The organism is Oceanobacter mangrovi, from assembly GCF_019740315.1.
Taxonomy (GTDB): domain Bacteria; phylum Pseudomonadota; class Gammaproteobacteria; order Pseudomonadales; family Oceanobacteraceae; genus Oceanobacter; species Oceanobacter mangrovi.
Map to the genome: position 1 here is coordinate 539,365 of NZ_JAHXZR010000003.1, position 23,928 is coordinate 563,292.

Consider the following 23,928-nt stretch of genomic DNA (forward strand, 5'->3'; position numbering starts at 1 on the left):
GATGAGTGCCCAACAATCCCCCTCATCCTCGTCAGTCAAATTTGTCTGGGTTGGTGTTGCCGTCGTTTTTGTCGCAATCGTCTGGTTCTGGAACAGCAGCCAGATGGCGGCGCAGTCAAGTCGACCGATGCCCGGCGGACAGCCTGGTGGAGCACCGACGGCGTCATCAGGACCGGCGTCATCAGGAGCAGCAACCGGTCAGCCTGCGGGTAAGCCGTCCGGCAGCAAGCCCGCCACCAATACCGACGCTGCCAATATTCGTGTGGTTGAAGCCACTGCTGGCCAGTATCAGGCCCAGCTCAGCGGTTATGGTGCAGCGTCAGCCCGCTTTGAACTGACACTGACCGCTAAAGTCAGTGGCGTGGTGGAATCGCTGGCGGCCGACTTCGAATCCGGCACTCTGGTGAAGCGTAATCAGCTGTTGGCGCAGCTGGAAGACAGTGATTACCGCTCGGCGGTGGCCACTGCCAGACAAAACCTTGCTGATGCCAAAGTCACCTTGCTGGAAGAACAGCGTGAATATCAGCAGGCTGCGGCCGACTGGCAAGCCGCCGGATTAGATGGTGAACCGGACTCTCCGTTACTGTTGCGAAAACCACAGCTGGAGGCCGCCGAAGCTGCTCTGGCAACGGCACAAGCAAGCCTGACAGCTGCCAACAAGGATCTGCAATCAACCCGAATTACAGCGCCGTTTGACGCGCTGGTGGTGAACCGTAGCCTGATTCCGGGCGGTTATGTTAGCACCGGTGGTGAAGTGGCGAGCCTCTACAGCACGGATCGTATCGAAATTCCGGTGGCCTTCTCCGAACGTGAATGGCTGATGCTGCCGGATGGATTGACGTTGCAGAAGCAGCGTTGGCCGGTACAGATACGCGCGGTGGAATCTGGCTATCAATGGCAGGGTTACGTCAACCGGGTGGAACAACATCTGGATACCGATACCCGCCAGCGCTCCTTGATCGTCGCGCTCGACAAGCCATTTGAGCAACAGCCAATCCTGCCGCCAGGCACCTTTGTGGAAATCAGTCTGCAGGGCAAACAGGTTGACCAGGTCTGGAAACTGCCAGCCTCGGCGCTGAGCCAGCGCGGTGATATCTGGTTTGTTGGCGATAACAAGCAGCTGGCACGTCGTGCTGCCAGCGTGTTGTTCTCGGACGCCAGTTCGATTTATGTGCAGGTGCCTGCAGGACTGACCGGCAAACAGCTGGTGGTGATGCAGCCGCTGTCGAGCTATGCCGAAGGTTCGCTGGTTGAGCCGAAAGTGGTCGAGGCTGGCGCTTCTGGTTTGACCCAGGATGACCAGCAGCACAGCGGAGAAGCTGGCTATGAGTAATCCGAACAAACCGCTTACCGGCGGTGGAGTGATCGGCTGGTTTGCCGACAATCCGGTGGCCGCCAACCTGCTGATGATCCTGGTGATCGCGCTGGGCATTTTCCAGATGGGCGATCTGCGCCGTGAGGCCTTTCCGAGCATGGAGCCGGATTCGGTAACGGTATCGATCAGCTACGACAGTGGTTCGGCGGAACAGTCGGAAGAAGGTCTGGCGATCAAGATTGAAGAGGCCCTGCGTGGCGTGGTCGGCATCGAGAGTGTCACCTCGACCTCCAGTACCACAGGGGCTACGGTCACGGTGGAACGCCAGAGCGACTACGATCTCGATATCCTGATGCGGGATGTGCGGGCGGCAGTGGATGGTATTTCCAGCTTTCCGGCCGATGCCAAGAATCCGGTGATTTCCAAGGCCCAGCGCGAGGAACACTCGCTGTGGATTCAGCTTTACGGCGACGTTGATCGTCATACCTTGCAGATGCTGGGGGCTGAACTGGAGTCTGATCTGCTGGCGCAGTCGGATATCACCTCAGTGGACGAGGCCGGTTGGCGTGATCCTCAAATGGTGGTGGAAATAGACGAAGGCAAGCTGCAGGCCTATGGGCTGACACTGTCGGATGTTGAAGACGCTATCAATTCCGGTTCTACGTCCAGCATGACGGCTGTTTTGAAAAGCAAGCAGCTGTACCTGCAATTGCAGGCTTCCGAGCAGGCGTATCAGATCACCGACTTTGAAAAGCTGCCGTTGATCAGCCTGGCGTCGGGCAAACAGCTGCTGCTGGGGGATGTTGCCAGCATCCGCGATACCTATGACGACAGCAGCGCTGTGCTGTCACGCTTTCAGGGCAAGAACAGTATTGGCCTGCAGGTGATCACCACAGGTCAGGATGATATTTCCGATACCGTGGTAGCGGCCCGGGCGGTGGTGAAGGAGTGGATCGACGACGGTCGTCTGCCTGCTTCGGTAGAGCTGGAAACCTGGTATGACCGCAGTAAAAACATCAATCAGCGACTGGAGCTGTTGGTCAAAAATGCCGTTGGCGGCATTTTGCTGGTGTTCCTGCTACTGGCGTTGTTCCTCAACCTGACCGTAGCGTTCTGGGTGGCGATGGGACTGCCGTTTATCTTCTTTGGCACCCTGTATTTTATGGGGGATTCCTGGACCGGCTTGTCGCTTAATGCCCTGACCACCTTTGGTTTTATCATGGCGCTGGGGATCGTGGTCGACGATGCTGTGGTGGTGGGGGAAAGTATTTATACCGAACGCAGCCGCCATGGCGATACCTTGCGCAACACCATCAGTGGCACCTTGCGGGTAGCCGTGCCAACCCTGTTTGGGGTGTTTACCACTGTCGCCGCCTTCTTTGCACTGGCCAATGTCGAAGGGCATATGGGCCAGCTCTACAGCCAGTTCGCCTCCATCGTGACCATCTGCCTGTTGTTGTCGCTGGTGGAATCCAAGCTGATCCTGCCATCGCATCTGGCCCACCTGAATACTCACCGCAAGCCGGGCACCAACCCGCTGGCTCGCGGTTGGGGATGGATTCAGCGTCAGTGTGATGGTGGTTTGCAATGGTTCTCCGAGCGAATTTATCGTCGTGTGATCGGTTTTTCGCTGGCCAATCGTTATGCCGTAGCAATCGCCTTTATCGGCCTGTTTGTTTTGGTGATCGGCATGCCGTTTACCGGTGCGGTACGGATCAGCTTTTTCCCGGAAGTGGAAGGTGACACGGTACGAGCCAACCTGACCATGGAACAGGACGCCAGTTATGGCCTTACCCACAGTCATTTGCTGGCCATGGAACAGCAAGCCTATGAAGTCGACAAGGCGTTAGGTGGCAATGGCCTGGCCTATTTGCAGGTGATGTCGGAGTCGGATCAGTCGGGCACGATTACCGTGCAGCTGACCGAAGATGCTCCTTACAGCCTGTCCGACTTTACCCGCAAGTGGAAACAGCTGGTGGGAAATCCGGAAGGTGTCCGCAGCCTCAAGATCCAGTCCCGCCGTGATGATATTTCTGCTTTCCGGCTGGAGCTGCGTGCCAGTGCCGATGACGTGTTAACCAATGCCGGTGAGGCTTTCCGCGAGCAATTGCTGAATATACCCGGCGTCAGTGGGGTGGAAGACAACCTTGATCCGACCCAGCCGCAGGTCAGCCTCAAGCTTAACGCCCAGGGCGAAGCGCTGGGATTCACCACCGCAATGCTGGCGCAGCAGGTCTTACAGGCGTTCAGTGGCCAGGTGGTACAGCGTTACCAGCGCGGTGCCGATGAAATTGAGGTGAAGGTACGTTATCCGGAAGCCGACCGTCAGAATCCATCCGATGTTCTCAGTGCGCGGGTGCGCACCAGTGACGGTACCGTGGTGCCGCTGGCGGCGGTAGCGACCATCAGTTATGGCTATTCACGCAAGTCTATTGCCCGTATTGATGGCAAGCGGGCGGTTTACATGACCGCCGATGTCGACAAGGACATCATCTCCTCCAACGAGCTGGTCAGCATGATCAAGCGTGATGTGGTGCCGCAGATGAAGAAAACCTTCCCCGGCCTGGGTATGCATTTTGCCGGTGAAGCCGAAGAACAGGCCAAAACACAGTCGAGCATGATTGGACTGTCGCTGCTGGCGCTGCTGGTGATTTATATGCTGCTGGCGATTCCGCTGAAGTCCTACGTGCAGCCGGTGATCATTATGACGGCAATCCCGTTTGGTATCGTCGGCGCGATTCTGGGCCACTGGCTGTTTGATATTGCGCTCGGCATTCAGTCCTTCAACGGCATCATCGCCCTCAGTGGTGTGGTGGTGAACGACAGCCTGTTGCTGGTGGCCCGCTATAATGATCTGAAGACCGGTGCGGTGCATAACCATGAGTCGATCAGCACTGCCTGTCGTGATCGTTTGCGGGCGGTGTTGCTGACCTCGTTTACCACCTTTGCCGGTTTGATGCCGTTGCTGGGTGAAACCGATATGCAGGCGCAGTTCCTGATTCCGGCGGCGGTATCGTTGGGTTGCGGCATCATGTTTGCGACCGTGATTACGCTGATTCTGATTCCGGCACTGGTGGCCATTCAGGAAGACGGTAATGAAGGCCGCCGCTGGTTAATGCGCAAATTCGGCCGCCGTGCGGCGGCCGATGCTGATGAGGCCAATGCATGCTGACAGTGTTACTGGTTGAAGATGATCTTGATCTGGCGGCAACGCTGATCGACTACCTGTCGCTGGAGGATATCCAGTGCGATCACGCCAGCAATGGTGTGGCGGGTCTGAATCTGATTAACGACAACCACTATGATGTCATCTTGCTCGATCTCAACCTGCCACGGCTGGACGGCCTCAGTGTTTGTGAACGGCTGCGGCAGCAAGGCGATCAGACACCGGTGCTGATGCTGACCGCCCGTGATCAGCTGGCCGACAAGGTGGCAGGTTTTCAGGCTGGCACCGATGATTACCTGGTCAAACCGTTTGAAATGCAGGAGCTGGTGTTGCGGGTGTTGGCGTTGTCCAAACGTCGCAGCGCTCAGGCGACCCGTCTGAGTTGTGGTGATCTGGTGATGGATCTCGACAGTTATCAGGTGACGCGTGCTGGCCAGCCCCTGAAAATAGCGCCAACCGGCTGGAAGCTGCTTGAATGTCTGCTGCAGGCGTCGCCTGCCGTGGTCAGTCGGGAACAGCTGGGACGCGCCGTTTGGGGGGATGAACAGCCAGACAGCAATGCCCTCAAGGTGCACTTGTTCAATCTGCGTAAGGCCGTCGATGGTGACTTCGAAATCGCCCTGATTGAAACCATCACCGGGCAGGGCGTGGTGATTCGTTGCCCGACAGCCCCGGCTGGCGATCGCTGAAAATGTTACGAATTCGTCTGCGCACCTTGCTGATCACCGCCTTCCTGCTGCTGGGTGTGGTGCTGGCGATTGGCTATTCAATGCTGACGGCCGACTTTCTGGTGCGTGGCATGGATTTGGTGTTGAGCCGTGACATGGAACTTACCTTGCAGCATCTGGAGCAGCGTGGACAGCTGTCCAGTGGCCAATATGAAGGCTATTTCATTACCGATCAGTGGACCAAGGCACCGGCAGAATATCAGAGCGCTTTTGGCAATATTCCGGAAGAACCCGGTGTTCTCTACAAGGCACGGGCAGTTGCTGAAGACGGTGGCAGTTATCCACACAGGCTGCATTTCGTCATGCCGTATGAGGTGCAGCAGCAGGGCAAGCGTAGCACCTGGTTTATTCTGACCACCCTGCAGCGACCACAGGAACCCAGTGTGGTGGATGAGCAGTTTTATCAGAGTCGCCGTGACATCTGGATGATTGGCATCGCCGCCTTGTTGCTGGTGTTTTCGATTGCGGTGCTGTTGTACCGGATGATTTCACGGCCCGCACAAAAATTGCTCGACTGGACCCACACACTCGATCAGCAAGGTCTGCAACAGCCGTTGCCCGATTTTGGCTACACCGAACTCAACGAGCTTGCCCGCATCATGCACAGTGGCCTGGCGCGGGTGCAGCAAAGCCTGCAGCGGGAAAAATCCTTTTTATCGTTCGCCAGTCACGAGCTGCGCACGCCGATTGCGGTAATTCGCAATAATACCGAGCTGTTGTCACGGCTGGCCGACAAGGGCATGGCGCTGACCGATAGCCGGGTTGAATCGACCCTGCATCGGCTGGAGCGAGCCGGGATTACCATGTCGCAGCTGACCGAAACCCTGCTGTGGTTGAGTCGTGATGACATTGAGGCGCTGCCAGCCAGCGCAGTGACGCCGGGAGAATTGACTCGGCAGCTAACCGAAGAACTGGCGTTTCTATTGGATAACAAGCAGGTGGTGCTGGAGCTGCATTTGGACGATGACTGGTCGGCTCGCTTGCCGCTGACGCCGCTACGCATTGTGCTGGGTAACCTGATTCGCAACGCCTTTCAGCATACCTGGGAAGGACGGGTGGTGATCAGTCAGCAGCAGGGGCTTATCCAGATCAACAACCACGAGTCCTACATCAGTCAGGCCACTGCCGAGGCGCTGGAGCAAGGTAATCAGGGCTTTGGCCTCGGGCTGATTCTGACGGCGGACCTGACCCGTCGGCTGGGCTGGGATTACCGCAACGAAAGCTGTGCTGATGGCCACCGGGTCAGCTTGCAGTTGCGCGAATATCAGCCGCCTGCAGCGCCCGTATAAATCCCGGCTGTGTCAGCAATCCGGCTTGCGCCAGTGTGACGAATTCGGATGGCGGGCAGCATGTTGCCTGACTATCTGGCATAATCCAGACCAACTGTTGCCGGAACCAACACTATGACAGCGATTGCGCATTCGACCCTGATTCAGCGCGCCGCCATGGCGTCTATTGCCACGGCGGCGATTCTGCTGGTGGCCAAGGTAGCCGCCTGGCTGGTAAGTGATTCCACCAGTGTGTTGTCCTCCTTGCTGGACTCCATGATGGACATCGCAGCGTCAGTGGTGAATTTTTTTGCGGTGCGTTACGCACTGATGCCTGCTGATGACGATCACCCGTTCGGTCACTCCAAGGCTGAAGGTCTGGCTGCGCTGGTGCAGTCTGCCTTTATTCTGGGCTCTGCTGCGGCGCTGCTGATTCACGTGATGGATCGTCTGGTGCATCCTCAGGCACTGACGGCAGTACCGGAAAGTATCGCGGTGATGCTGTTCTCTACCTTGATGACCAGCGGGCTGGTTATGTACCAGCGCTGGGTGGTGAAGCAAACCGGCTCGCTGGCGGTAAAAGCCGATTCAGCCCACTACTACGGCGACATCATGACCAGTCTGGCGGTGGTGGTCGCACTGGTAGCTGCCTGGTTTGGCCAATTCTGGCTCGACCCCGTGGTGGCGCTGTTGATTGCGGCAGTGCTGCTGCACAGTGTTTATGAAATCATTCGCGAGGCCCTGACTGTGCTGATGGACCAGGCGATGCCGGACGAAGACATCGAGCTGCTTGATAAGGCTATTCATTCGGTTGCGGGTATCAAGGGTTATCACGACCTGCGGACGCGGCAGTCCGGTGCTGTGCAGTTTATCCAGATGCACCTTGATCTCGATGGTGAGCTGCCACTCAAGGTCGCTCATGATCTGGGGGAAAAAGTGGAAGCCGCGATTTTACGGCAGTTCCCACGTGCCGAAATATTGGTTCACCACGACCCGGTCTGATTGGTGAATAGCGCCGGGATGCGGTTGTCACTGTTGTTATCGGGCGTTTTAGCGCCGGTAACAGTGTGGTCGTTGTCGCTGCTGGCGGGGCTGTTATTAACGCTGCTGCCAGGTGTGGCACTGGCGGTGGGGTTTGAACCCCGGCTGGTTGAAGAGCAGGGCGTGCGGGTGCCGTTGGCAAGCTCGGAACCGGCGTCTGATCATTACACCGAAGAAACCCGCGTTACCGACGATATGGTTGAGCGTTCGCGCTACTGGATCGCGGACTATCTGGATAACCTGTCGGGGGATCTCGACGCTTTTTTTGTCGACGCTTTTTTCAGCGAAGACATCCTCAACGACGATGTTCGTGGCAGTCGTGCCAAAGTCTCTTTTTATACCCGCCGCGAGCTGGGTGATCCGGTCGACTACAAGTTCAGCGTCAGCGTTAAACTGGAATTGCCCAATATCAGTGATCGCCTCAATCTGCTGCTGGAATCAGAAGATGAGGAGGCGCGGGAATCCGATCCATTCGAAAGCGTCGAAAACAACAACTACAGTGCGGCACTGCGGTTTATTCTGCAGGAATCCGAGCAATGGAAAACCAGCATTGACTCCGGCATTAACTGGGGCCTGCCACCAGATCCCTTCACCCGTTTCCGTACCCGTCGTTATGCCTATATGGACGCCTGGAAGATGAAACTGACCCAAACAGTTTCCTATTACACCAGCAAGGGCTGGGGTGAGGACTCCAGCCTGCAGCTCGACTATCCGCTCAATATCGAGAAGCTGTTTCGTTTCAAGGCCAAGGCAGCCTACCTGCTCAACGACGACTATTTCAAGCTCAGCTACAGTGGTGGCCTTTACCACGAGCTGAGTTCGCGAGCGGCGTTGGGTTATGTTGCCGGGGCATCCGGTGATACTGCCGATGGCGCAACTTTCTATAACTACAGCGCCAGCGTGCGTTATCGCCGCAAACTCTATCAGGACTGGGTGTTTGGCGAATTTGCCCCCGAGCTGGTGTGGGAACGTGGCAAGGACTACGAAACCACCCCGGTGATCATGTTCCGGCTTGAGAGTGTGATCTCACACTAACCGGTTACTAACCGTCGAAAGGTCAGGTTGATCCGCGGCTGGCTTATCCCGGCTCGTCTTGGTAAGGAATGCTGCCAGCTGCGCTGCATCCCCGCCTGCATTACCAGTACAGAGCCGTGCGGCAAGGGTAATTTACAGTCCATTCGGCTGTGACCGCGGCGGCGCAGGGCAAAATCCCGTATGGCTCCAAGACTGACAGAAACTATAACCGGCTCAGCTCCGAGTTCCGGCTCATTATCACTGTGCCAGCCCATGACATCCTGGCCATCCCGATAAAGATTACACAGCACGGAATTATTGTTGAGCCCAAGCTTCTGGTTCAGTGCCTGATTGAGTTGTTGCAACAATGGATGCCAGGGTTGGGTGCTGAGGGTTTTACCGGAATAGCAATAGCTCAGGCCGGGGTCACCGAGCCAGCATTGCAGGCGTGGAATCACGTGCTGTTTGCCGTAAACCGTAATGGTATCGGAATGCCAGGGCAGTTCTGTCAGCAGTTGCCGGAGTAGTTGATCGGCCGCGCAGATGGCTTGCGGATAATAATCCAGCAAGCCATCCAACAGGGTTTCGCCATGATCCAGCTGAATCATGACGGAACACCGGTCAGATTCGGAGTGAGGTTACAGCCCCCACTGGTAGCCGAACGACAGTGCCAGACCGTTGGATTGTTTATCGACTTCATAACCTTCATCACGCAGCTCATCGGCACGATCATCCGCACCTGTGGTAACGATGTAAAGCAGGTCGAAGTTCCAGCCGCGGTAACCCGCACGGGTTCCCCAGCCGACGCCCAGAGTAAGGCCGTTAAAGGACTCGTATTCAGACTCACAGTCCCACCAGCTACAAACCTTGGTTTCGATCACGGCGTTGGTGCCGTATACGGCAGTCAGGCGCCAATCTTTATGCTTCTCCTGAGCGGCAGACAAATAGGCTCGGCCACCGACTTCCCAGGCCAGGCCATCCAGTGACAACCCCAGGGCTCCCAGTGCGTCGACATGGTCTGCCACCTGGTAGGAAATATTGGCACCGGTAATGCCGCCATAGGGAATACCGGCGCCAATGCCAATGGCAAGGTTCTCGGCGTTGGCAGTGCTGGAAAGCAGGGCAGCTGCGATGGCAGCAGAAAGCATTGTGGATTTCATCATTCGCATCCTTGATTAATGAATAAATAGGGCAGCGGAATATAGATAGTTGTTATATGAATAGTCAATTTATAGATGGAGAGAACGCAGGTTTTAGTGCCTTTCTGGATAATCAGGATCAAGGAAAAGCGGCTGTTGCTGATTCAGTGTCTGGCTGCGGCCAGAAAAGAAAAAGGGACGCCAAGCGTCCCTCTTCATAGATAGTACCATTCTGTCTTACTTGTCGAAGAATCCTTCGAACAGTGGCGAAGTCAGGTAACGCTCGCCGGAGTCCGGCAGGATCACCACGATCTTCTTGTCCTTGAATTCATCTTCTGCGGCCAGACGCAATGCGGCAACCATGGCTGCACCACAGGAAATACCGGCCAGAATACCTTCTTCAGCCATCAGACGATGGGCCATTGCCATGGCTTCGTCGTTGTCGACCTGTTCAACGCGATCAAGCAGATCAATATCCAGGTTGCCCGGGATGAAGTTGGCGCCGATACCCTGAATCTTGTGAGGCCCTGGCGTCAGGTCCTGACCGGCGCGTTTCTGGGTAATGATCGGCGAAGCAGAAGGCTCTACAGCAACCGCAGTGATCGCCTTGTGTTGCTTGAGGAAACGGCTGGTACCTGAAATGGTACCGCCAGTGCCAACACCGGCAACCAGCACGTCAACTTCGCCATCGGTGTCGTTCCAGATTTCCGGGCCGGTGGTTTTTTCGTGAATCGCCGGGTTGGCCGGGTTTTCGAATTGTTGCAGCAGGATGCGGTTTTGCGGATCTTCTGCCAGCAGCTCAGCGGCCTTGTCGACGGCACCTTTCATGCCCTTGGCACCTTCGGTCAGCACCAGATTGGCACCCAGTGCCATCATTACCTTGCGGCGCTCAATGCTCATGGTTTCCGGCATGGTCAGGGTGACCTTGTAACCACGGGCAGCACCAACAAACGACAACGCAATACCCGTGTTGCCACTGGTCGGTTCAACGATTTCCATACCAGGCTTGAGTTTACCGTCTTGCTCGGCCTGCCAGATCATGTTGGCGCCGATACGGCATTTGACTGAATGAGCCGGGTTGCGGTTTTCCAGTTTGGCGTAAATATGCGGGTGGTCACTCAGATGGCGAATGCGAACCAGCGGTGTATTGCCAATGGATTGGCTGATGTCTTCATAAACCTTCACGGAAAGCTCCTGTTCCTGTTGGGTGCAAATTCGTATCAAACAGACTGGGTTAATACACCAATGTTCTGGCAGATCGTAATACTTCTCGACTATTAGCTTATGACGCAGGGTGATAGATAAGCTCAAGTTCGCTCAACAAACGATCTTTCTGTTGCCAGCGTTGCTGTACCCACAACTGGAATTGCAGCCGGAAGGCTTCGTCGTTCTGATAGTCGCCATGCTGGAATTCCGGCGGAATTTCCAGTTCCTGGATGTCGACGTGGCAGCGTTTCATCTGGCCTTTCATAAACGACCACATGGTAGGGGCTCCATCCGGGTAATAGATGGTGACGTCGAGCATGGAATGGAAGCTGTCGCCCATAACGCTTAACGCAAACGCCATGCCGCCCGCTTTGGGTGCCAACAAATGTTGGAAGGGGGATGCCTGCTCATCATGTTTGGCCGGAGTAAAGCGGGTGCCTTCCAGAAAGTTCATTACGCTGGTCGGTAGCTGACGGAATTTTTCACAGGAGCGGCGGGTGGTTTCCAGATCCTGGCCTTTTTTCTCCGGGTATTTGGCCAGGTACGCCTTGCTGTAACGCTTCATAAAGGGGAAATCCAGCGCCCACCAGGCGAAGCCCAGAATCGGTACCCATACCAGCTGTTGCTTGAGGAAGAATTTCAGCAGCGGAATACGGTGGTTGAGGCAGTATTGCAGCACCAGAATATCGACCCAGCTCTGGTGGTTGCTGACCACAAAATACCAGCCACGCTTGTTCAGTTGGGCTGGAGCGTTAATGGTCCAGCGAGTGTTCTGGGCCAGCTTCATCCACAACACATTGCCCTTGATCCAGGCATCGGCACAGAAGTTAACCAGGATGGTGAGTTGTTTCTGGTAAGGGATGACCACTGCCTTGAGCAAACCTGCGAGGATCAGCAGGGGGGCCCAGAACAGGGTATTCAGAATCAGCAGCAGAAAAGCCAGTATTCCCGTCAGTATTGGCATCGTGTGTTCTTCTTGTGGCTTGGCGGAAAATCGGCCGCATAAAACCCCAGCCGCAGGCCGGGGTCAAGGCTTTGATGTACCCCAATGAGCGCTCAGGCAACCTGCTCCGCTGGCGGCTTGGCAAGCAGATGTGTCAGCGGCTGCAATAACTGGGCAAGGATTTCATCGGCGCTCTGGCGAGCCGATGCTGGCAGATCATCAAGTTCAAAGCTGATGCCATAAATAAAATCACTGCCACGGCTGGTCTGTCGCAGGATACGGGCTGGTACCTGGTGCAGACGCAGATGCCGGTTGCCCAGCGAAAGACGTACCCGGCTGCCGGATTTGAGTTTCAGCGGTGACAGAATCGCCAGACCACCACGGGCGATGTCGATACCAATGGCCCGATGAGGAGCCTGCCAGCCCCCCAGCAAGCGACGGCATTGCAGTTCCACCTGCAATGGGGCGGCATCGTAACGGGGAGCAAAACGTCTTTCGCGGTCGTTCAAGTCAGGGTTCCTTGCAGCCGATTACTTCAGGCTGAGCAGTTGCGGATCAAGTTTGTCTAACTTGTTATAGCTGATCATGCTGCGAATTTCCTTCACGTACTCCATCCGACGCTCGGAATAGTTTTCCAGCCCGGCAGCCAGGTTGATGCCGGTTGGGTAACCTTGCTTGGCTATTTCCTGCTGACGCAAGGTGCGCAGTTTTTCATAGGTGTAGTGACGGTTGAGGTTGAGCACGTAGCTGCGCACGGATTCCAGCGGGTGATCAAATTTGGCAACTTCATGAATGGCACCATCGTTGCGCTGTTGTGGCACCAGACCACAACCCTTGACGAAACACCACTGGCCAAAATAGTTGTTACCGGTACGGGCAAAGCGGGAAGTGCCCCACGCGCTTTCATTGGCTCCCTGGGCCAATACCAGTGATGGTGGAATCACTTGCACGCGCTTCAGTAGTTCGGCCTTGGTGGCTTTGGCGTCGAGGTTTTCATCAACCCGGTATTTTTCAACCAGTGCCAGCATGTCATTGCTCATGCCGTCAGCCGGATTCCATTTTTCGACCAGATGGCGCTCTTTCAGAACGTCTTCATCGACCCGCTTGACCAGATCGAGCATGAAATCAAAGAAGACTTTTTTCTTCTGCTTGACGTCGGTGTAGGAGGCGAAGTTGGGAATGGCTGGCAACTCGCTGCTGGAATGGGCAGCCGCTTTTTCGGTTGCAGGCCTGGTTGGGCTGGTAGTTGGCTGGGCGGCCGCGAGGGTAATCGGCTTGTCGGTTTCCGTCAGCAAGGGGTTGGGCATCTTGCTGACTTGCATGGCAGGCTGGCCCTGTTCAGCTTTTTGTTGTTCCGCTGTTTTTTCATCAGCCTGGCCACAGCTGGCGACAGACAACAGCAGGCCGCCCATCAGAGTGGAGGCCAGCAAACGGGTTGGACGCGAAAGGGATGATTGAACAGGCATGTAAACTCCTTGAGAAAATTGCTGGGGCCGATGTTATAGCCATGTTGTGGCAAAAGGTACGGCCAGTTCCAAAAAGCGTTAATGAAGGCCCGGATTTTTGTTAAATGCGCAATCTTATATATCTGTGAGTTACCATTCGGGCGTTTTCATGATTATATGGATTAAGAAGTTTTCGCTGCTTAAATGGTTCCTGCAAAATGATGGATCAACCCGTAACCGTGTTGCTGGCCGATGCCAGCCTGGCCCGTCAGGCCCTGTTTGGCGAGCTTTTTCCGACTGCCTGTCGGGTGATAAATATCAGCTCGTTGCAGGAGCTCGAACGCTGTCTTGAGCAACCGGAATTCCAGCCAGACCTGTTATTGCTGGCGGATAACTTACCGGGTATCCGGCTGCCGGTGTTTATGGATCGCTGGCGTCATTTTATTGATCGTCACGCGGTGGACCTGGTGGTGATCGGTGCTGACGATACCACTGCAGAAGCTGCCATACTGGTTGCCGGTGCCAGCCTCTATCTCCCCTTGCCTTTGAATCGTGCTCTTGTCGAAGCCCGCCTCGGGGTGCTGTTACAGAAACGTACCCTGATTCAGCGGCTGGAAGGCATGTCGGTCACCGATGGTCTGACTGGCATTGCCAATCGCCGCCGCTTTGACGAGGTATTTGCCTCCGAATGGCGCTGGGCCCAGCGCCAGGGCAGTGGTCTGGCGGTGATGATGATCGATGTTGACGTCTTCAAACTCTACAACGACAGCTATGGTCACCTGGCTGGTGATCAGGCCTTGCTGCAGGTCGCCCAGGCGCTGCAGGGGTCTGTCAAACGCGCTCACGACCTGGTCGCCCGTTATGGCGGTGAGGAGTTTGCAGCGGTCTTGCCAGCCATTGAACTCAGCGGTGTTGGAGTTATTGCCGAACGTATGATGGCCGCTGTGCATCAATTACAGATTGCCCACCCGGGCTCGCCTGTGAGTGAGTGGCTGACCGTCAGCATTGGCAGTGCCTGGTGTCAGCCGGGTATCCGCGATGACGCCATGACCTTGCTGGATGCCGCCGACCAGGCGCTATACCGGGCCAAGCGCAGCGGTCGCAATCGCCATGTGGATGCTGGTGAAGTCAGCCTCTAGAAGTTATTGAATCGACCTCAACAACAGGCTGCAAAGCGATTGCAGCCTGTCCTGGGTGGTTGGGCGTTGACACAGCTGTGGCAATTGCTGACTGATGCGTCCGAGTAAGCTGATAAATTGCTGTTGCGGTACGCCGATGACTTCGTAGGGGAAATGGTGATCCTGCACGCTGACTTTCAGCAGTTCGTTGTACTCGCGGTACAGCATCTGGATCAGACTGAACAGCAGATCCTTGTCGGCCATGGCAGAGGCTTCCCAATAGCCGTCTTCCAGAGCTTCGATGGTTTCCCAGATCGATTCCAGGGCTGTGCTGATCACAAGCTTGCTCATACCGGTTCCCGCCAGGCTGAATAAAAGGTTGTTTTATTCAGCCTAGCAAAGGATCCGCAGACTGCCGCAAAATCAGGCTTGATCCTGACCTTCGGTTTTGGCGAAGTGGCGCAGATAGCGTTGGTTGATGTTGTCGCGGTTAAGCAGAATCAGGGCGTCGGCGACGTTGAAGTCCTTGTCGAGGAACGGCTCGCCACACACTTTCACACCAATACGCAGGTACGCTTTCAACAGCGGTGGTACCAGTCGGGCACCATCAATATCGGTATCGATACGTGGCATATGAACACGTGGCTCGGCACGCACATCTGCACTGGTGTAATGCTTTTCGCGCAGGTGGTTGATGATGGCCACAGCACGGGCATAACCTTCGTTCAAGGGAATGCTGGCACAACCCATCAGATAATCAATGTTGTGCGCCGACATGAATTGGGCGATACCAGACCACAGCAAACCAATAACGGCACCGCTGCGGAAGTTCGGATCGACGCAGGTGCGGCCAATTTCCATATAGGTCTTGTCGGATTGAATGATCTTGCTGAGGTCAAACTCGCTGGCTGAATAGAAACCACCGGCTTGCTGAGCCAAATCGTTGGTAAGGATACGACTGTAACCAACCACACAATCGTTATTGACGTCTTTTACAATCAGATGCAGACAAACATCATCGAAACGGTCACGATCAATGCCCGCTTCTCCGCTGTCGATCTTGGCTCCCATGCCTTCAGCAAATACCCGGTAGCGCAGTTCCAGCGCCTGACGAATTTCAGTAGGGTCCTGGGTGATACGGGCCACGAGTGGAGAGTCGCTGCTCGCGGCACTCTGGGCAGCAGTGGCATGTTGCATGTTAGTACCTGACTGTTGAATTTATCCGGCCGAATGTACGGGGCACGTGTGACATTTGGGTGACATTGACGCCCATTTGGCTCAGGAAGCGCTATGGTATTGGTATGGACCTTGTGGGTGAATACTTGTTACAAAAATATTTCGGATTAATTGGCCGGAATCAGTGCTACCTCCAATTTTTATTGGCGGCAGGTTTACTGATGCTGCCGAGCTGGGTGGGCGCCTGGAATCCACCGAAGGAACAGCCGCCGCTTTTAAAGGCCGACGCCGTGCGTCTGATTGAGCAAGGCATACGCAGCCACGCATTGGTGTGGGACAAGCTTTCCTTTCCACTTCAGATCCCCCGCAACGAACAGGGGCAACGGCTGCAGTGGCTGGACAATCTTAGTTCTGATGGCGTCGTCAGCCGTACCGGAAAAATGCAGAAATCCCGTTCCAAAGATGGCGGCATACTGTTTGAAGCGGTGTGGGATTACCAGTTATCGGAGCAGGCTGACTGGCGCCAATACCCGGATGGCAAGCGGCTGGTCTACGGTTATCCTGAATTGCAGCAACTGGTTTCGCTGAGTCCGGCGTATTGGGTCGATGATGCCTGGTACGCTGAGGCCGTGGTGGAATGGCACGTCGCCGGACTGGCGCACTGGGCCAAGCTGCCTGTTTTCAAACGTGAGCGGTTGTTCCGTCGCAGCATCGAATCCTATCAAAAACCTTTCACGCGCTCGGTCTATCTGCAGTTCACCGAAGCGGGCTGGCAGTTCTGGGAACAGCCGGATAGCTGACCGATATATTATTTGTGCCACCAGCTTTTCAGCTGTTGCCAGCGCAGTTTCAGCCATAGCCCGACGGGGGTCGTGAGGCCGCGATCCAACGTCAGTATCCGGCCTTGTGGATCAATCAGGTAATAGCTGGGAAAACCACTAATGGCCAGTTTGGCAGCTGTGTTTACATCGCCCAGCAAGGGCTTGTCCGGTAAATTCATGGGTTGGACCATTTCTGCCACCTCTTGTCGGCTTTGCCAGGAAAGTCCAATCGTCAACAGGTTGGTATGAGTGCCGGTTACCAGTGGCAGGCCGGGCATGCTGACCTTGCAGATACTACACCAGGGAGCGAATAAATATACCAGTGTTGGCTGCTGTGGCAGCTCTGCCAGCTGTTGATAAAGGCTGGTGGTTTGACCATCAAGGGTAGTCAGCGAGAGGTCGGGAATTTGGCTCTGCTTGGCCAGCATATGTCGGCTGAGCCATTGGCTGGCCAGTGTGATCAACAGCACCAGCAGCAACAGTTCGACCGGCCAGCGCAGCCATCTGGACTGCGCTTGCCAGTAGGAAGGGAGAGACCGGAGTCTAGATCGCTTTGGAGAAGCGTTGTTGCTCATGTTGTTGCAGGTACTCATCAAATGCCATACAGGCATTACGCACCAGCAGCTGGCCTCTGTCCAGAATCCGGATGGAATCGGCGTCTACCGCAACCAGTTGATCGTCGATCATTGGCTGCAGGCGTTGCAGCGAATCCGCCAGGTAGGTGCGGCTGTCGATGTTGAACCGCTGATCGATGCTGGCAAAACTCACTTGCAGGTGACACAGCAGCTGGGTGATCACATAACGGCGCACCCGGTCGTCGTGGCTGGTCTTGATCTGCCGTGCCAGTGGTAGCTGCTCTGCGGCCAGGGCTTTTTCATAACCCTCAATACCGACCTGATTCTGCAGGTAATAATCACCAATCTGGCTGATAGACGAGACACCAAAACCAATCAGGTCGCATTGTGAATGGGTGGTGTAGCCCTGGAAGTTACGGTGCAGCTTGCCTGAGTTCTGCGCTACCGACAGTTCGTCATCGGGCAGCGCAAAGTGATCCATGCCAATGTATTGGTAGCCAGCAGCGCCCAGACGCTGAATGCAGTGACCCAGAATTGCCAGTTTTTCCTGGGCATCGGGTAAGTCATCACCATTGATCCGTCTCTGCGGCTTGAAGCGTTCTGGCAAGTGAGCGTAGTTGAACACCGATAAGCGGTCTGGCCGCATATCAATAATGGTGTCGAGCGTCTGGTCGAAGCTGGCCAGGCTCTGATGTGGCAAACCATAGATGAGGTCGATATTGATTGAGCGGAAACCGAGCGCGCGGGCCTCGGCCATCACTTCGCGAATCATTTCTTCGGATTGAACACGGTTCACCGCCGCCTGTACTTCCGGCTGCAGATCCTGCACGCCGTAACTGACGCGGTTAAAGCCCAGTTTGCGCAATAAAACCAGAGTGCCCGGGCGCAGCTCGCGCGGGTCAATTTCGATGGAATAGTCGGCGCTGGCAGCGTTGCTGAAGGCAAAGCGACGGCGCAGGTGCTCGACCAGTTCCTGTAACTCGTCATCGGACAGGAAGGTTGGTGTGCCACCGCCCAGGTGCAACTGTTCGACGATTTGTGGCTGGCCGTTGGCGTGCTGTTCCAGCAGGGCTGCCTTGGCATCGATCTCGCGTTTGAGAATGTCCAGATACGGCCGTGCCTTGCTGGTGTCCTTGGTCACGATCTTGTTGCAGCCACAGTAATAACAAACATGGCGACAAAACGGGATGTGCAGATACAGCGACAGCGGCTTGGCCGGATCTCGTTCGGCAAATGCCTGCAGCTCGGTCTGATCGTTATCGACGGCTGCAAATTCCACCGCAGTCGGGTAGGAGGTATAACGAGGGCCAGGACGGTTGTAGCGTTGGATCAGCAATGGATCCCAGGAAACCTGTGTGTTCATACGGCAACTCAACGGGTCGGTGAACAGAACGCCTGCAGCAGGGTGCTCAAACAGCAGCCGCAGGGAAAAGGATATCGATGCTAATCCCTGTTGGCGCAATTAGTCTTGTCTTGGGTCAAACCTGTTGACCATTATCAATAACTCTACTAACGGACCATAGTGTTTTATCAGCTTATCTATTGATTTGACAGTAAGCTGGGGTACCCTCGAACGCCTGCAAGATAAAACGACACTGTTAATTTACGGTATTTGGTCGGCCTCAAGGAATCAGAGTCCCAGCCGACAACCCCAGCACAGACCAGGAGCCGTCATGCCGAAAAAACCGTTCTCTCCCGAAGAAGTTGCCTATCAGCGTGAACGCATCATGAACAGCGCCGCTGCGGTGATGGCGGAACAGGGGTTTCATTCGTTATCGATGCGCAAGCTGGCGGCCGAACTGGATATGACGGCCAGTAATATCTACAACTATTTCCCTTCCAAGGAATCGCTGCTGCTGCATATTCGCCAGCGCGGTTTTGAAATGCTGTTCCACGATACCAATCTGAGTTTGCTGGACAGCCAGGATGCTCAGGATGCGCTCTATCGCCTGTGCCGTCAGATGCTCGAATTTGCACGCCAGCATGCCGGTTATTTCCAGCTGATGTTCAAGGCCCCCGTGATTCGTCAGGGACCACTGAATCAGGAAGATGCAACGGTCAGTATGCTGCTGGACCGGCTGGTGGAAGAGTGGCAGTTACACGTCCAGAGTGTGCTGACTGATGCGGTTGGTGGCATGGCTGATACTGCCGAAAACAAGCGTCGTCAGGTGACGCTGTATTTCCTCAGTGCCCTGCATGGCCTGATCGACTGTTACCATCACAATTCACTGCCATTACTGTTGCAGGATATTGATCTGATCCCGGACGACATGGTGGCCACCTATACCAGCTGGCTGGTCGATGCAGTGAAAACCCGCGTTTCGGTCGGTGTTTAGCTAACGTCTAGCAGGTTGGCTGCTTGCCTTGCAGCTGATAGACCACCGCCAGAATTTCAGCGATCACCTGATAGAGCGCTTCAGGGATGTCCTCGCCAACGTCAAGCTGGCCCAGCCACTGGGTCAGGCTGGCGTTCTCGTAAATGGGTACTTCGTGTGCCAACGCCAGTTCAATAATTGCCTGCGCCAGCTCCTCTTCTCCTTTTGCCACCAGTTTGGGAGCAGTTTGCTGCTGCTCTGGCCGGTATTTCAGTGCCACTGCCTGAGTTGACTGCTTGAGTGATTCAGGAATGCTCATGTGCGGACATCCACCAGCCGCTGGCTGATCTGGTTATGTTGTTGGACCGGCAAGGCACCGTGGCGGACTTCCAGCTGTTCGACCTTGGCCCCCAGTGTTTCAAGCCGTTGCCGTAATGGTTGCAGCTGCTGTTGCAGACTCTGACGGGTGTGCTGTTGTAACGACCAGAATGTGACTGTGATGGCTGGCCAGCCAAGGCTGACCTCGACATCCAGCGGGCCATAATCGGCCAGATCAAAGTGTAGTTTTAATTGCCAGATGCGCTGCTGGTTGTGATTTGCCACAGGTTTGTCGGCATCAGATGACGTTTGCTGGTGATTATCTGCATGGCTCTGCGGCAAGCCGTTTTGGGCGGCCCAACTGCCGTCGCGTGGATCTGCAGGTCGTTGCTCGGTGCTACGTTGCTCGGCTGGGTGGCGTAGCTCCAGCTCAGCTTGCTGCAGTTCATCCCCATGCTGGAACAGTAACAGGGTCTTCAATAACGAATGCTCGGTCGCCTGTCGCATGCTGATCTGGTTGTGCTCAATCGTTGCCAGCGCACTGTGTAACAGCCGTGTCAGTTCATTACCGTGAAATCCATTGATGCCGTCCTTGAGTGGTAATGGCTGCTGGTTCTGATCCGTAGGTAAACCACCACTTGCCGCCAGTGCCAGCGTTAAGATTGTTTTCAGGTTGGTAGGTGTAGCCTCCGGCTTCGTCAGCGCCAGTTCGGCCACCGCGGCCTGCAAGCGTTGATTGTATTGCTGGCCCTGACTGGCCAGATTTTGCTGGATATCGGTGCCCGGCGGCAGGCTGTTGGTCGTTATGCTGGCCTGGGGGGAGGGCTGCGCAGCAGCTGTCCCGGTGTTGAGCGGGGCTGTTGGCTGGCTGATTCCGGCACTGTCTGGCTGACCTGGCTGGGTCAGTCGGCTGTTGATGCCCAATCCCTGTAACGCGGCCTGAAACCAGTTATTGGCTTGTCGGTTAGACGTTGCGGTGCCGGTGGCCGGGTCCGTCGCGGTGGCCACAGTAGTTGTGCTGGTTGGGGCAGGTGTGGTGGATTGATGGTTGCCCAGTTGTTTAAGCAGCTGCTGTTCATGAAAAACACCCGACTGCTGAATGGCATTTTGCACCCGCGCCGGGGTCGGTTCGGCAGCCGTGGGCAGTTGCTGCAGAAAATTTTGTAGTTGTGTTGGCGTCAGGCTGTTATTCGCGGATGGAGCCGCTTGAGTGGCAGAGTTGCTGGCACTATTGGCCAACAGCTGGACCAGCTGGTTGAGGGCAGTTGCGGTGACATTGCTTCGGGGGGATGCAGTACCGTTGCTGATGGTGGTCTGGCTGTAGGTCAATGGGTTGGTGGCCACCGCAGGTTTCCCTGCGGTATCGGCCAGCAATCCCTGACGTGATGCCAACAGCCGTTCAATCGCACTGGCGAGTGCGGCTGATACTGAATTGGTCGTGGGGGTTTGACCATTGGCCGCCGGCGGGCGCACATCAACAACGTCCAGTTGTTGATCGGGTTGCAGCTGCAGGGTCAGCTGGCTGCCATTGGCCAGCGGCCGTTCACTCATCACCTGCAGTTTTTCGTTGCCAACCTTGAGTGTCACCAGCGACTGGCCATCGGCGGCCGGTTTGCTGGCCACCACTTCCCCCACAAAGCGCTCTGGAGCAGCACTCGTGTTGCGGTCGGAAACCAGTCCGGCCTGTTGCAGCAGGGCGGGCGGAATCAGTGGGGTTGTCATCGGCTAAACGGCAGCCTGGTAAAACACATTGGTGTCATGGTTAACCCGGAACTGGTTGTTGGCCAGAGATCCTGTGCCATTGCTATCGGCCATTCGATCTTGTTCTTAAGTGTCAGCCACTACGGGTCAAATTGATCCAGAGACCCACCTGAGTCAAGCCGCAGTGATTGTCGTTTTTGTATATAATGGCGCGCCTTTTTCTGACTGACCGGTGGAACAAAGGTCAGACCATTAGTAATCAGTGTGGATCAAACCAGGGCGGCGGGGGATAAATGCTCGATCGGTACGACAATAACAGTGTGTCTCTCAGCGCTACAGATTTGTATTGTGAGCGTGATGATCGGGTGTTGTTTGAATCCCTGTCGTTTGCGGTTGGCAATGGTGATCTGTTGCAACTGGCCGGACCCAATGGCGCGGGTAAAACCACCCTGTTACGACTGCTGGCCGGGCTCAACCGTGAGTACGAAGGCGATGTGTCGTGGCAGGGCGAAGCCTTGCAGGACGTGTTTGCCGAATACGCCGCCTGTCGTTTGTACCTGGGCCATCTGGCCGGTATCAAGCGGGCGCTGACGCCGATTGAAAACCTGCGCTGGCTGGTCAGCCCCTGGCAGGCCGAAGCCGGTATCGACGACGAGCAACTGTGGCAGGCGCTGGAGCAGGTGGAGCTGGGTGGTTATGAAGAAACTCCCTGCAACCAGTTGTCGGCCGGGCAGCAGCGGCGGGTCGGACTGGCACGGCTGGATGTCATCCCGGCACCGCTGTGGATTCTCGACGAACCTTTTACCGCCCTCGATGTTTACGGTGTCGAGTGGCTCGAACAACGTATCCTGCAACACATCAATCGTAATGGGGCGGTCATTATTACCAGCCACCATGCCCTGCAAAATATTCCGTCCCTGCAACGTCTGGATCTGGGTGCCCTGATGGCCAATCGCCGTGGAGGTGCCGCATGAGTCTGGTGACTGCGACAATTCGCCGCGACCTGTTGCTGGCTGCCCGCAACCCGGGCGAATGGCTTAATCCACTGATGTTTTTCCTGATGGTGGTGGCCTTGTTTCCTCTGGCGGTGGACCCGGATCCCAAATTTCTTGCCCGTATTGCCGGTGGTGTCATCTGGGTTGCAGCACTTTTGGCAACTTTATTGTCTCTTGACGCTCTTTACAAAGCTGACGTTGACGACGGCACGCTGGAACAGTGGCTGGCATCAGGGGAATCGCTGTATTTGCTGGCATTGGGCAAGGCGCTGGTGCATTGGCTCTGCAGTGGTTTGCCGCTGACGATCATGGCGCCGGTACTGGGGTTGATGATGGCATTGCCGAATGATGCCTACTGGGCGATGTTGCTGAGTCTGTTAATTGGCACGCCGATTCTGAGTTTGCTGGGATCGGTTGGAGCAGCATTAACGGCGGGCGTTCGTAGTGGCGGATTGCTATTGAGTCTATTGATCCTGCCTATGTATGTGCCGGTTTTGATATTTGCGGCCAGTGCGGTTTATCACGCCGGGCTTGGCATGACTTACAATGGCCAGATTGGCTTCCTCGGTGCCATGCTGGCGCTGGCGGTCTGTCTGACGCCCTTTGCTGCTGCGGCAGCGCTGAAACTGAATTTATCGCGCTAGTCGCTATTGGGGTTTGAAGTATGTGGCAGTGGCTTGTCCGGTTGTATCACCGTCTGGGATCGCCGAAATGGTTTTATGAGCTGACCTCCGGCTGGATCTTCTGGCTGGCGCTGGTGTCCGTTATTGGCACTGTGATTGGCCTGACACTGGGTCTGTTGTATGCCCCGGCGGATTACCTGCAAGGCAACAGTTTCCGCATTATCTACATCCATGTGCCAGCGGCGATTGTGGCTCAGAGCGGCTTTGTGATGATGGCGGTGGCGGGTGCGGTATTCCTGATCTGGCGTATGAAGATGGCGGCCTGGGTCGCTCGGGCGATTGCGCCGATTGGTGCCAGCATGTGCCTGATCAGCCTGTTCACCGGTGCTATCTGGGGCAAGCCAACCTGGGGCACCTGGTGGGTTTGGGATGCCCGCCTGACGTCGATGCTGATGCTGCTGTTTTTGTATTTCGGCGTGATGGCGTTGCAACGGGCGATTGAATCCGAAGAAGCCAGCCACAAGGCCGGTGCAATTCTGTCGCTGGTGGGGCTGGTGAATATTCCGATCATCAAATATTCGGTGGAATGGTGGAACACGCTGCATCAGCCAGCCACCCTCAAGCTGACCGAAAAACCCAGTATGGCGCCGGATATGTTGTGGCCCTTGCTGATCATGATTGTCACGACCTACGTATTTTTTGCGCTGCTGGTGATCTTGCGGACCCGTAATGAAATCCTCTGGCAGGAACGCAAACGCAGCTGGGTTCAGCAGTTGCCGGAGATGGCAGGAGGCAAACGCTGATGGAATTCCATAGCTTCAGTGAATTTCTGGCGATGGGCAAACACGGCTTTTATGTCTGGTTGTCCTATGGTCTGACCGCCGTGGTGATTGCGGCCAATGTGGTGCAGCCGCTGATGCAGCGCCGCCGCCTGATCAAAGAACAAAACCGCCGGCTGCGTCGTGAACGCAGTCAGGGGAATAAATCGGCGGCCAGTTCGCTGGCCAGTGAGGAGAAGTAA

Annotated in this window: 25 protein-coding genes; 13 read left to right on the top strand and 12 right to left on the bottom strand. The window is 55.7% G+C overall.

The window, feature by feature from the left end:
* The first annotated feature begins 1 nt into the window (after position 1).
* The 6 genes from K6123_RS09180 (at position 2) to K6123_RS09205 (ending at position 8,553) form a co-directional block, all read left to right on the top strand.
* A complete protein-coding gene (locus K6123_RS09180) occupies positions 2–1,333 on the top strand; it encodes an efflux RND transporter periplasmic adaptor subunit (RefSeq protein ID WP_221796888.1) in 1,332 nt (443 codons plus the stop codon).
* Positions 1,326–4,487, top strand: a complete 3,162-nt coding sequence (locus tag K6123_RS09185) for an efflux RND transporter permease subunit (RefSeq protein ID WP_221796891.1) — start codon at positions 1,326–1,328, stop codon at positions 4,485–4,487. The genes K6123_RS09180 and K6123_RS09185 overlap by 8 nt, the downstream gene beginning before the upstream one ends.
* Positions 4,481–5,170: a response regulator transcription factor gene (locus K6123_RS09190; protein ID WP_221796892.1), complete on the top strand. Its 690-nt coding sequence runs from the start codon at positions 4,481–4,483 to the stop codon at positions 5,168–5,170. The genes K6123_RS09185 and K6123_RS09190 overlap by 7 nt, the downstream gene beginning before the upstream one ends.
* A 2-nt stretch (positions 5,171–5,172) precedes the next feature.
* Positions 5,173–6,498 (top strand): sensor histidine kinase, encoded by a 1,326-nt coding sequence (locus tag K6123_RS09195; protein ID WP_221796894.1) that lies wholly within the window; start codon positions 5,173–5,175, stop codon positions 6,496–6,498.
* A gap of 114 nt (positions 6,499–6,612) precedes the next feature.
* Positions 6,613–7,479, top strand: a complete 867-nt coding sequence (locus K6123_RS09200; protein WP_221796896.1) for a cation diffusion facilitator family transporter — start codon at positions 6,613–6,615, stop codon at positions 7,477–7,479.
* 3 nt (positions 7,480–7,482) lie between these two features.
* On the top strand, positions 7,483–8,553 hold the full coding sequence (locus K6123_RS09205; protein WP_221796899.1) for a hypothetical protein: 1,071 nt from the start codon (positions 7,483–7,485) through the stop codon (positions 8,551–8,553).
* Here the strand turns inward: K6123_RS09205 and K6123_RS09210 are convergent.
* The 6 genes from K6123_RS09210 to K6123_RS09235 all read right to left on the bottom strand — a co-directional run bounded on the left by K6123_RS09210 (position 8,550) and on the right by K6123_RS09235 (position 13,286).
* Positions 8,550–9,140 (bottom strand): alpha-ketoglutarate-dependent dioxygenase AlkB family protein, encoded by a 591-nt coding sequence (locus tag K6123_RS09210; RefSeq protein WP_221796902.1) that lies wholly within the window; start codon positions 9,138–9,140, stop codon positions 8,550–8,552. The two genes, K6123_RS09205 and K6123_RS09210, sit on opposite strands and share 4 nt — an antisense overlap.
* Positions 9,141–9,170: 30 nt before the next feature.
* The gene (locus tag K6123_RS09215) at positions 9,171–9,695 is read right to left on the bottom strand and encodes a hypothetical protein (protein WP_221796904.1); all 525 of its coding nucleotides are present in this window, start codon (positions 9,693–9,695) and stop codon (positions 9,171–9,173) included.
* A gap of 213 nt (positions 9,696–9,908) precedes the next feature.
* Entirely contained in the window at positions 9,909–10,856 is a 948-nt protein-coding gene (cysK, locus tag K6123_RS09220) for a cysteine synthase A (RefSeq protein ID WP_221796906.1), read from the bottom strand.
* A 97-nt stretch (positions 10,857–10,953) separates the two neighbouring features.
* The gene (locus K6123_RS09225; RefSeq protein WP_221796908.1) at positions 10,954–11,841 is read right to left on the bottom strand and encodes an acyltransferase; all 888 of its coding nucleotides are present in this window, start codon (positions 11,839–11,841) and stop codon (positions 10,954–10,956) included.
* A gap of 92 nt (positions 11,842–11,933) precedes the next feature.
* Positions 11,934–12,329 carry a PilZ domain-containing protein gene (locus K6123_RS09230; protein ID WP_221796910.1) on the bottom strand — a complete coding sequence of 132 codons (396 nt, stop codon included), beginning with the start codon at positions 12,327–12,329 and terminating at the stop codon, positions 11,934–11,936.
* 21 nt (positions 12,330–12,350) lie between these two features.
* Complete coding sequence (locus K6123_RS09235; protein ID WP_221796912.1) at positions 12,351–13,286, bottom strand: glucosaminidase domain-containing protein; 936 nt, start codon at positions 13,284–13,286, stop codon at positions 12,351–12,353.
* 197 nt (positions 13,287–13,483) lie between these two features.
* Here K6123_RS09235 and K6123_RS09240 point away from each other — a divergent pair, with 197 nt between their 5' ends.
* Positions 13,484–14,404, top strand: coding sequence for a GGDEF domain-containing protein (locus K6123_RS09240; protein WP_221796914.1), 921 nt, complete (start codon positions 13,484–13,486; stop codon positions 14,402–14,404).
* 3 nt (positions 14,405–14,407) lie between these two features.
* Here the strand turns inward: K6123_RS09240 and K6123_RS09245 are convergent, their stop codons facing one another.
* Both K6123_RS09245 and K6123_RS09250 read right to left on the bottom strand, forming a co-directional pair.
* Positions 14,408–14,734 carry a hypothetical protein gene (locus K6123_RS09245; protein ID WP_221796916.1) on the bottom strand — a complete coding sequence of 109 codons (327 nt, stop codon included), beginning with the start codon at positions 14,732–14,734 and terminating at the stop codon, positions 14,408–14,410.
* A gap of 72 nt (positions 14,735–14,806) precedes the next feature.
* Positions 14,807–15,580, bottom strand: coding sequence for a GNAT family N-acetyltransferase (locus K6123_RS09250; protein ID WP_221796918.1), 774 nt, complete (start codon positions 15,578–15,580; stop codon positions 14,807–14,809).
* A 59-nt stretch (positions 15,581–15,639) separates the two neighbouring features.
* Here K6123_RS09250 and K6123_RS09255 point away from each other — a divergent pair, with 59 nt between their 5' ends.
* Complete coding sequence (locus K6123_RS09255; RefSeq protein WP_221796921.1) at positions 15,640–16,359, top strand: hypothetical protein; 720 nt, start codon at positions 15,640–15,642, stop codon at positions 16,357–16,359.
* Positions 16,360–16,367: 8 nt separating this feature from the next.
* Here the strand turns inward: K6123_RS09255 and K6123_RS09260 are convergent, their stop codons facing one another.
* Together K6123_RS09260 and hemN are read right to left on the bottom strand one after the other, a co-directional pair.
* Complete coding sequence (locus K6123_RS09260) at positions 16,368–16,850, bottom strand: TlpA family protein disulfide reductase (protein WP_343223979.1); 483 nt, start codon at positions 16,848–16,850, stop codon at positions 16,368–16,370.
* Between the two features lie 73 nt (positions 16,851–16,923).
* Positions 16,924–18,318, bottom strand: a complete 1,395-nt coding sequence (gene hemN, locus K6123_RS09265) for an oxygen-independent coproporphyrinogen III oxidase (RefSeq protein ID WP_221796925.1) — start codon at positions 18,316–18,318, stop codon at positions 16,924–16,926.
* A gap of 310 nt (positions 18,319–18,628) precedes the next feature.
* Here hemN and K6123_RS09270 point away from each other — a divergent pair, with 310 nt between their 5' ends.
* The gene (locus K6123_RS09270; RefSeq protein ID WP_221796927.1) at positions 18,629–19,291 is read left to right on the top strand and encodes a TetR/AcrR family transcriptional regulator; all 663 of its coding nucleotides are present in this window, start codon (positions 18,629–18,631) and stop codon (positions 19,289–19,291) included.
* Between the two features lie 7 nt (positions 19,292–19,298).
* On the opposite strand, the gene K6123_RS09275 is transcribed toward K6123_RS09270, so the two are convergent.
* Both K6123_RS09275 and K6123_RS09280 read right to left on the bottom strand, forming a co-directional pair.
* A complete protein-coding gene (locus tag K6123_RS09275; protein ID WP_221796929.1) occupies positions 19,299–19,589 on the bottom strand; it encodes an EscU/YscU/HrcU family type III secretion system export apparatus switch protein in 291 nt (96 codons plus the stop codon).
* On the bottom strand, positions 19,586–21,310 hold the full coding sequence (locus K6123_RS09280) for a flagellar hook-length control protein FliK (protein WP_221796931.1): 1,725 nt from the start codon (positions 21,308–21,310) through the stop codon (positions 19,586–19,588). Before K6123_RS09280 ends, K6123_RS09275 begins: the two co-directional genes overlap by 4 nt.
* A 272-nt stretch (positions 21,311–21,582) precedes the next feature.
* Here K6123_RS09280 and ccmA point away from each other — a divergent pair, with 272 nt between their 5' ends.
* From ccmA to ccmD, 4 genes are read left to right on the top strand one after another with little or no spacing between them, the layout of a single operon-like run.
* A complete protein-coding gene (ccmA, locus tag K6123_RS09285) occupies positions 21,583–22,263 on the top strand; it encodes a cytochrome c biogenesis heme-transporting ATPase CcmA (RefSeq protein ID WP_221796933.1) in 681 nt (226 codons plus the stop codon).
* Positions 22,260–22,928, top strand: coding sequence for a heme exporter protein CcmB (ccmB, locus tag K6123_RS09290; RefSeq protein WP_221796935.1), 669 nt, complete (start codon positions 22,260–22,262; stop codon positions 22,926–22,928). The genes ccmA and ccmB overlap by 4 nt, the downstream gene beginning before the upstream one ends.
* Positions 22,929–22,948: 20 nt before the next feature.
* The gene (locus K6123_RS09295) at positions 22,949–23,710 is read left to right on the top strand and encodes a heme ABC transporter permease (RefSeq protein WP_221796937.1); all 762 of its coding nucleotides are present in this window, start codon (positions 22,949–22,951) and stop codon (positions 23,708–23,710) included.
* Complete coding sequence (gene ccmD / locus K6123_RS09300; RefSeq protein ID WP_221796939.1) at positions 23,710–23,928, top strand: heme exporter protein CcmD; 219 nt, start codon at positions 23,710–23,712, stop codon at positions 23,926–23,928. The genes K6123_RS09295 and ccmD overlap by 1 nt, the downstream gene beginning before the upstream one ends.